Here is an 8713-nt window from a genome sequence, read left to right as displayed (position 1 = left end):
GGATGAGCTATCTATATAGATGTGAATATCCATTACCCGCGAATACCTTCTGTTGTGAATACTAAACCCTATTATGTACGATAGAATTAAATTACTCTAAATAAAAAGTGCACTAATATCTCGACCAAGCTCACGTCAAACATTGCGACTCAAAAAACTCAAACCCAGAAATAATAATGCACGCTTTTAGTGCTGATCATTGTTTTTAGCGCTACGTTAGTGCACACATACAAGCAATATACGATAAATTCAAGAATTTCCTCTCCTGCTATTGAAATCCAATTTCAATTTAATTAATTTTGCACTGCCTTATAACAGTGCAATTTTGAAAATTAATTTTTGCACCAAAAGAACTCCGGCGCCATACGAAAAACAATATAAAAACGATAAATATCGCTTAGGCAAGAACTAATTACGCCATTTATTAAGCGACTCAGACATACAGGGCTACATATGAAATTAATTACGGCAATCATTAAACCTTTCAAACTAGATGACGTCAGATCAGCACTCACCGAATTAGGGCATCACGGCATGACTATCGAAGAAGTTAAAGGCTTTGGTCGTCAAAAAGGCCACACAGAGCTCTACCGTGGTGCCGAATACGTGATCGATTTCATTCCAAAACTAAAACTACAAATTGCCGTTGCAGAAGACGCTGTAGACCAAGCCATTGAAGCCATTATTTCAGCAGCAAACACTGGAAAAATCGGCGACGGTAAGATCTTTGTCAGCCCTATGGAACAAACCATTCGCATCCGCACAGGCGAGACCGGCAACGACGCCCTCTAAACAGAATCGAATTAAAAACAAACTCTTTACTCTTTTTAAAAATCAGGAGCTCTCTCATGAACAAACTCTTCCTGCTAGCTGCATCACTGCTAGCACCGTCTTTGGCTTTTGCTGAAGATGCGCTTAACGGCGCAAATACCGCCTGGATCCTTACCTCTACAGCCTTGGTATTGTTTATGACCCTACCAGGCCTAGCATTGTTTTATGGCGGCTTGGTTCGAAGCAAAAACGTTCTATCGGTGCTAATGCAGTGCTTTGCGATTGCAGGTATTTCTTCATTATTATGGTTCATCGTAGGCTACAGCCTGGCGTTTACGGAAGGCAACAACTTTATCGGTGACTTCAGCAAAGTTATGCTATCTGGCGTAACTCGTGAGTCTTTAGCGGGCGACATTCCAGAATCCTTATTCATGCTATTTCAAATGACCTTCGCAGTCATTACACCCGCACTAATTGTGGGTGGTTTCGCAGAGCGTATGCGTTTTTCTGCAATGGTTCTTTTCAGCGCAATCTGGTTATTAGCTGTCTACGTACCTATTACTCACTGGGTCTGGGGCGGCGGCTGGTTAGCTGATATGGGTCTATACGACTTCGCGGGCGGTACGGTAGTTCACATTACTGCAGGTGTTGCAGCGCTGGTTGCAGCGATTGTGATCGGCCCTCGAAAAGGCTTCCCAACAACAGCGATGCCTCCTCATAACATGACAATGACTGTAACAGGCGCAGGTATGCTTTGGGTTGGCTGGTTCGGCTTTAACGGTGGTAGTGCTTTGGCCGCTGACGGTAATGCAGCGATGGCAATGCTTTCCACACATATTTCTGCTGCAGCGGGTACGCTTACCTGGTTAGCTATCGAGTGGAAAAAGTTCGGTAAGCCAAGCGCTCTGGGTGGCGTAACAGGTATGGTCGCAGGCCTGGGTACCATTACTCCTGCTTCTGGTTTTGTTGGCCCTGGTGGCGCATTATTAATCGGTATTATGGCGAGCATAACATGCTTTTACGCAGTTCAGTACGTAAAACGCGTGTTGAAAATTGATGATTCATTAGATGTATTCCCGGTTCACGGCGTTGGCGGCATTATCGGTACTTTGTTTGCTGGTATCTTCTCTGCAACAAGCCTTGGCGTTTTCAGTGGTTACGGTTTTGCAGACGGAATCGAGTCAATGGCTGGCCAGCTTAGCGTTCAAGCTGTTGGCGTAATTTCTACCATCGTTTATACAGCGGTTGTTACCTGGATCATTCTTAAACTCGTCGCAATCTTTACACCTTTACGCACGACAGATGAAGAAGAAGTCCAAGGCCTTGATGTCGTTGACCATGAAGAAACTGGCTACAATCTCTAAAGGCCCAAACGGCATTTGATCACACTTTAATCAAAGCCAAACACAAAACATGAATATTATTCATGTTTTGTGTTATCCTCCTTTTCTATGGCCTAGCATGAGCACTCTCCATGCCTGAGCAAATATAACAGGAGGCAAGCATGACCCATCTCAAGATCACCTTTCTAGTATTATTATTCCTAAGCATCAATATGACTGCTTGCAGCAGTGACTCGCCCGAGGGTTTTAAAAACATCTCATGGTCAGCCCAGTCGTTGCCTAAGGACTTACAGCGTATTTATCAGCAGAGCTGTAAAAATTGCCACGCAAATTCTGGCACTGGAGCGCCACTCACGGGGGACTCCAAGACCTGGAATAAGATTCTCGAAAACGGGATTGACGCCAGCGTTGAAAAAGCTATCAACGGCTCCGGTGGTATGCCGCCAGGTGGTCAGTGCTTTGAGTGCACTCCTGATCATTTCGTAAAGCTTATTCGTTATATGAGTAAGCCCCTTGAACAACAGTTATAAGGATGCGGCCATGAATAGACGTAGCTTACTAAAGTCACTTATCGCCACTACGCTTACCAGCTCTCTTCCACTGAGTAGCATGCTGGCAATCAATGCCCAGGCTTCTACAAGCACAAAAAGCTTCCCTTGGAAAAACTGGTCTGGCAATCAAAAATGCGTTCCGAGCGAACGCTTAGCGCCCGCCTCTATTGCTGAGCTGCAAACTCTGATTCGGCAAAAGCAACCCGGCATCCGGGCCTTGGGCAGCGGCCACTCCTTCTCTGCATTGGTTCCTACTAATGACATACTGCTTTCTACCCGGCGACTATCCGGTTTAAAAAGCATTGATAAAGAAAAGCAGCAAGCCACTTTCTATTCCGGAACTTTACTTAGTGAGTGCGGCCCTATACTCAACGAAAACCATCAAGCGCTAATTAATATGCCAGATATTGACCAGCAAACCCTTGCTGGCGCCATCAGCACCGCAACGCATGGCACAGGCATGTCATTAGGAAGCCTATCGAGCTATGTCATAGGCCTTGAAATGGTTAGCCCACAAGGTGATCTTGTTCAATGTTCTAATGAGCACAATCCCGAGCTATTTAGGGCAGCTCAGGTTGGCCTGGGAAGCCTCGGTATCATCACCTCAATCACGATGCAAAACCAGGCGCCATTTAACCTTATACGCGAAGCACAATGGATGAGTTTTGAAGACGTCACTGAGCAAGCCCATAAACTTGCCAAGGACAACCGGAACTTTGAATTCTTCTATTTCCCCTTCACCGGCATGGCGCTCACTGACACCTTAAATATCACCAATGAGCCCCCCTCATCGTCAGAGGAAATTGATGGTAACAGCGGCATTATGGACCTTAAAGCCGCCAGAGACTACTTGGGCTGGTCGAGTCAACTGCGCGAGTTGATTATCGGCACCTATATGAAGACCCTTGAAACACATACAAATATTGACCATTCCTACGCTATTTACGCCAATGATAGAAACGTCCGCTTTAATGAAATGGAATATCATCTTCCCGTAGAAGAAGGAATCAAAGCCTTAGGTGAAGTAAGAGACACCATTGAAAAACACTTTAGTGAAGCATTCTTTCCTATTGAGTGTCGCTTCATTAAAGGTGAAGAAGCCTGGTTAAGCCCCTTTTATCAACGTGACTCCATATCCATCGCAGTGCATCGTTATTTTGAAGAAGATTACCAACCGATGTTTAAAGCAATTGAGCCAATTTTTCGAAAGTATGGAGGACGACCTCACTGGGGCAAGCTTAATACATTTAGCCGCGAAGAGTTCAAGAAAAGCTACCCAAAATGGAATGATTTTATTGAGCTAAGACGCAGCTTTGACCCAGAAAGCAAATTCCTGAATACCTACCTGAAAGACACCATCGCTTAAGGTCTAGCTAGCGCCGGGAAAGAGCCTATTCAGGCTCTTTCCAAGCCATCAGCATCTCACGGGTTTTAGGGTAAACATCCATAAATTCTTGATGCATAGGTAATATGTTTTCGATAGGCTGCCCGTCTTTGCAAGCTATCTCAATTTTCTTTGCTGCCTCAGCGAGCGCCAAGGCACTCAAATTGGCAGCAACGCCCTTTAGAGCATGCGCGCTATTTCCTGCCGCTTCCAGATCGCCTTTATCGATATCTGATTGCAGAGTATCAACATACTGCGGCATATCACTCAAAAACGAAGCTATCATAACTTTCAGGATTTTGGACTTCCCCATTACCCTGCGTAATACATCACTTTCATCCCAAATCTGCAACTCAACCCCCTTCGTTTCATCTGGTACTGCCTCTTCAACTATTGCAGAAGCCTCTTCACTTAAATCACAACTTTCGCTCACTTTTACAATTTCACCTACTTGGGCTGCCTTCTGATCAACACCCGCCACAAGGTGAAAATAGAGCTTTCTTTCCAAAACCTCAGTATCGATAGGCTTGGATAAATAATCATTCATTCCTGCTTCAAGGCAGCGTTCCTTATCGCCCTTCATTGCATTCGCTGTCATCGCCATAATAGTGATATCTTTATAACGAATTCCAGCCGCACCACCTCTTATTTCTCGTGTTGCTTCATAGCCATCCATACCTGGCATCTGACAATCCATAAGAATCAGGCTATACGGCAAATTGTCTGGCGAATTTTGCAAAGCAACCAACCCACTATCGGCCAAATCAGCACTGAGCTTCAATATATCCAGCAATGCTAAAGCAACCATTTGATTGACATGGTTGTCTTCGACCAAAAGAATACGGGTATTATCCGGCCACTGGTAGCCACCTGGTAGGCTATCCTGATTCTGATGAATACCGCCATGCTTCAAGCCACGATCATGATCACCCGCCTCTTGCCCACCCTTACACACACTCTCTTCTGAGAAAATAATATTAAGAGAGTCGAACAAATCTAAGGTCGTGGTTGGTTTTGGAAAATAGGCACGACAACCCAAGTCTGAAAAAAACTGTGAGTCGCCCCGGTTCTGCAAGGATGTCATCATCACTAGGTTTGTCTCAGACAAACCCTCTTCCTCTCTAAGCCTTTTCGCCAGTTCAACACCATCTATACGCGGCATATCCATATCAATAAATATAGCTTTATACCGAATAGTTTCACTATCCTGAGCAGCCTTGGTCAACATATCCATGGCGTCGCTAGCTGAATCAGCCTGCGCTACATTTGCTCCCCATACTGTTAGCTGACGCGTCAAAAACTCCCGATGACTGGTATTATCATCAACAATCAGGATATCAGCCCCCTTGATATCGACATCGGGGCTAACCGTTTGAGATTGTTCACTTGTTTCAAGCAAAAGGTTAAATCTGAAACAACTCCCCTTACCCGCCTCGCTTTTAACAGAGATGCCGCCTCCCATCATTTCGCATAACTGCTTAACAATCGCCAGCCCTAGACCACTGCCACCATACCTTCTGGTCGTTGAGGCATCGACTTGAGTGAATGAGTCGAACAACTCCGCTATTTTATCTTTTGGAATACCTATACCGGTATCGGATACTGAACAATTTAGGCGAAGGAGGTCTCGACCATCTGCAGAGAGCTCAGGAGTTAGCGACACTTTCACATAGATCTCGCCTTCGTGAGTGAATTTAATCGCATTACCCACCAGGTTTGATAGAATTTGCCTAATTCTTCCGGGGTCCCCTTTTACCAGGCTATGTTCAACATCAACAACGTCAATAATCAATTCAACATCGTCTTCACAAGGGCGATGACCGATGGCTTCAGAAAATTCGCCAATCATTGAGCGCAAGTTAAACTCTAGAACTTCAATATCCAACTTGCCGGCTTCGATCTTGGAAAAGTCCAGAATATCATTGATCACAGCGAGCAAAGAATGAGCACTCGATCGAGCTAAGGTCACTTGATGATGCTGCTCTTTATTAAGCTCACTATTAATTAGCAGCCCCAACATACCTAAGACACCATTCATTGGTGTACGTATTTCATGGCTCATGCTGGCTAAAAACTCGCTTTTGGCTCTAACAGCAGACTCGGCCTCATCCCGGGCAACGATAAGCTCTTTAGTCTTCTGCTCTAATGCTGCCAATGCATACTTAGATTCTTGATCACTCGCCTCTAAAGCCTTTTCATGCATTTGCCTCATTACCAGCATATGATTGAACGCTTCAGCCAAGCGTCCTATTTCATCATTGCTATCAATCTCGACTCGCTGATCCATCTCTCCTGCCGCAACAGCCATTGTTGCTTCTACAAGCTTTGTAATGGGCCTAGAAACTCGTCGTGCCTGCCACAAAGCCAAGACAATACTAAGCAGCCCGGTCAGTATGACAAATACCGTTACTATCTGTTTTAGCCAATACGCCGAAGCCAAAGCTTCTTTCTTATCTACCTCGCTGATCAAACTCCACTCAATATTAAATATGCGTACCGAGTGATGAATACCAATTACCTCTTCACCATTCGGCCCCACATATTCGAAAGCCTCTTCATAGTCATGCTCCAAGTCATGAGTTTGGAATTCTGAAGTTTTTTTACACCTATAAGCTTTTGATACAACGCCTTCTTCAGCACCTACTGCATGCTCCTTTCGCCACTTTTCGAATTGTTCAGTTGCGATAGTTCGCTCCAGAATCTCTGACTGATCATCGATACTGGTTCTAAGCAAGCCGTCGGCACCGACTAGATAATGTGAAGCATTAATTTTCGCCAAATCTCGTGACAGCAGGTTTATCAATTGCTCTAATCTAATTTGAATAGCAAAAGAACCGATAACTGCGCCGTCACCCGAAAAGATCGGTGCCGCAATAAAACCATCTGGGCGCCCCTTAGATGGCGCATAGCGTTCGATATCTGAAAAAAGCGTTTTCTTCTGTTTGAGTGTTTACTGCACAAGCCACGAAAACTTTGTCTGGGCATAGCGCCCGTCGAAAAGATTGGTACCAAAGTCATCTTCATGCTCAATGGTATACAGAATATTGCCTTGATTATCGATTAAGAATATATCGTAAACATAGGGATAAGCAGCGCCTATCGCAACAATACTGTCTTCCTGGCCTTTTACCCGTGCCTGCCAGTCTGAGCTGTGCACGTAAGTGAATAAATCAGTATTGCTGTGCTCGTAACCCTCTCGAAGTGAAATCAGTAGGTCTTTGTGGGTCGGCACTCCTGCCTGTAAGGTGACATCGGTAAAACGATAGTTGAACCAGCTTCGAATGAAGCGCTCATTAAGGTCAGCGGCCTGAACCAACTCATCAACAGCTGCTTGTCGCAAGCTTGAATAAGCTTGATAATAGCTCATAGAGGCGATCAAGATCATTGGCACGATTGCCAGAACTAAAAACCAGAAAGTCAGCTTGAAGCTAAGAGATTTTCCGAAGCTCTTGGCTACCGGCTCAGACACCTCATTACCAATCAGAATATTAGCCTCACCTTCAGGCACGACGAACCTCACATGTTGAACAGTGAGTTTTGTTATTTTTATTCTTTGCGTACATCAAGACTCTCTAGCAGGTGAAACTTTTAGAAGGCCTTGATTATTTATAGTTCAGGTCACGCAGTATTGCGAGCCACCCAAGCTCTATAATAGGTGCTTGTGACTAACTCTCTACACCACCAAAGGGGCAATCCATCACGGCGGCAACACCTTTTATCAAGTAACTCTGCTTTGCCGTGACAACTGCATCGGATTTGGCAGCCGCGAGCAAACCTTTCAATAACCGTGGTTTTAACAATGGGTAGGCCAAGCCCAAGTCATGCACTGCTCGAGTAAACCTTGCTGATTGGCAGTCACTTATTGGTAGCAAGGTAATCCCGGCAACGCTTGCAGCCTCACAACCTTCTTTGAAGGCTTGCTGATAAGTTGCTTGCTCACGTTCCAAGCCATAATAGACAATACGGGACAGCACAACTTGGTAAAGAGAAGCAATTTTCTTAATGTCTTTATATTTTGGTTTTTCTGGACGCGACAAGCCAAAATATCGATCACAATGCTGCTTAAGGAGCTGGAAAATCAGCCACTCAAAAACATCAATTTTTCCATCAGCATGAATTAGTTCCAGAAACAAAGAACGATAATGACGATATTGCACTAAAGACATCAGCTTTAATGCGGGTATGCTTAGTTCAACAATCTCCAAGCGCTGCTCGGAGTTTAGCTCAGCTAAAGGCTTGATCATGTCAGCAACTGAATCTGCAAGATCACCACCAATCTTTTGAGGTGAACCTTTTTGGCTTGAACTAACGATCTTAAGCTGTTTTTTGACGACAGCTTCCTGCTCATCAAGCAAGACAGCACACATTAAGGCAGGCGCTTCACTGGGTTCGTGAGCTTTACCAACAAGCAAATCATAAGCTGACTTGAAAACACCATCCTGACTAAATGCCGGCTCAAACTCTATCGGTTTATGCTCTACAGGTTTTGCAGATTCAGCTTTTTGCTCGCCTATTGTTGGTTCTACTACTTGCTCACTCCCAGCAAAAGACGATACAGTTTCACCACTACCGGATAAAACACTTGCTTCCCGCTCTAGTGAAGAAGGCTTCATAAAACGGCCGCTCCACCGTGGCATAACTCTGCGAATCNNNGCGTCGCTAGC

At 44.9% G+C, this 8713-nt stretch carries 6 protein-coding genes; 4 read left to right on the top strand and 2 right to left on the bottom strand.

Annotated elements, in window-relative coordinates; genetic code table 11:
* The first annotated feature begins 453 nt into the window (after positions 1-453).
* From A3761_RS06000 to A3761_RS05985, 4 genes are all read left to right on the top strand, one after another.
* Positions 454-792, top strand: a complete 339-nt coding sequence (locus A3761_RS06000; RefSeq protein WP_068515599.1) for a P-II family nitrogen regulator — start codon at positions 454-456, stop codon at positions 790-792.
* Between the two features lie 56 nt (positions 793-848).
* A complete protein-coding gene (locus tag A3761_RS05995) occupies positions 849-2135 on the top strand; it encodes an ammonium transporter (protein ID WP_068515602.1) in 1287 nt (428 codons plus the stop codon).
* A 140-nt stretch (positions 2136-2275) separates the two neighbouring features.
* Positions 2276-2644 carry a cytochrome c5 family protein gene (locus A3761_RS05990; RefSeq protein ID WP_068515605.1) on the top strand — a complete coding sequence of 123 codons (369 nt, stop codon included), beginning with the start codon at positions 2276-2278 and terminating at the stop codon, positions 2642-2644.
* Positions 2645-2654: 10 nt separating this feature from the next.
* Positions 2655-4031, top strand: a complete 1377-nt coding sequence (locus tag A3761_RS05985) for a D-arabinono-1,4-lactone oxidase (RefSeq protein WP_068515609.1) — start codon at positions 2655-2657, stop codon at positions 4029-4031.
* A gap of 25 nt (positions 4032-4056) precedes the next feature.
* Here A3761_RS05985 and A3761_RS05980 read toward each other — a convergent pair whose 3' ends face one another.
* On the bottom strand, positions 4057-6828 hold the full coding sequence (locus tag A3761_RS05980; RefSeq protein ID WP_197472873.1) for a hybrid sensor histidine kinase/response regulator: 2772 nt from the start codon (positions 6826-6828) through the stop codon (positions 4057-4059).
* A 171-nt stretch (positions 6829-6999) separates the two neighbouring features.
* A complete protein-coding gene (locus tag A3761_RS05975; RefSeq protein WP_068513115.1) occupies positions 7000-7557 on the bottom strand; it encodes a hypothetical protein in 558 nt (185 codons plus the stop codon).
* Positions 7558-8713 lie beyond the last annotated feature (1156 nt).

This window comes from Oleiphilus sp. HI0123 (assembly GCF_001635315.1).
This window is presented reverse-complemented; position numbering and strand designations above follow the sequence as displayed.

What these genes read in the sequence shown, in the direction of transcription:
- A3761_RS06000 (WP_068515599.1), top strand. Translation starts at nt 454, where the DNA reads ATGAAATTAATTACGGCAATCATTAAACCTTTCAAACTAGATGACGTC.
- A3761_RS05995 (WP_068515602.1), top strand. Translation starts at nt 849, where the DNA reads ATGAACAAACTCTTCCTGCTAGCTGCATCACTGCTAGCACCGTCTTTG.
- A3761_RS05990 (WP_068515605.1), top strand. Translation starts at nt 2,276, where the DNA reads ATGACCCATCTCAAGATCACCTTTCTAGTATTATTATTCCTAAGCATC.
- A3761_RS05985 (WP_068515609.1), top strand. Translation starts at nt 2,655, where the DNA reads ATGAATAGACGTAGCTTACTAAAGTCACTTATCGCCACTACGCTTACC.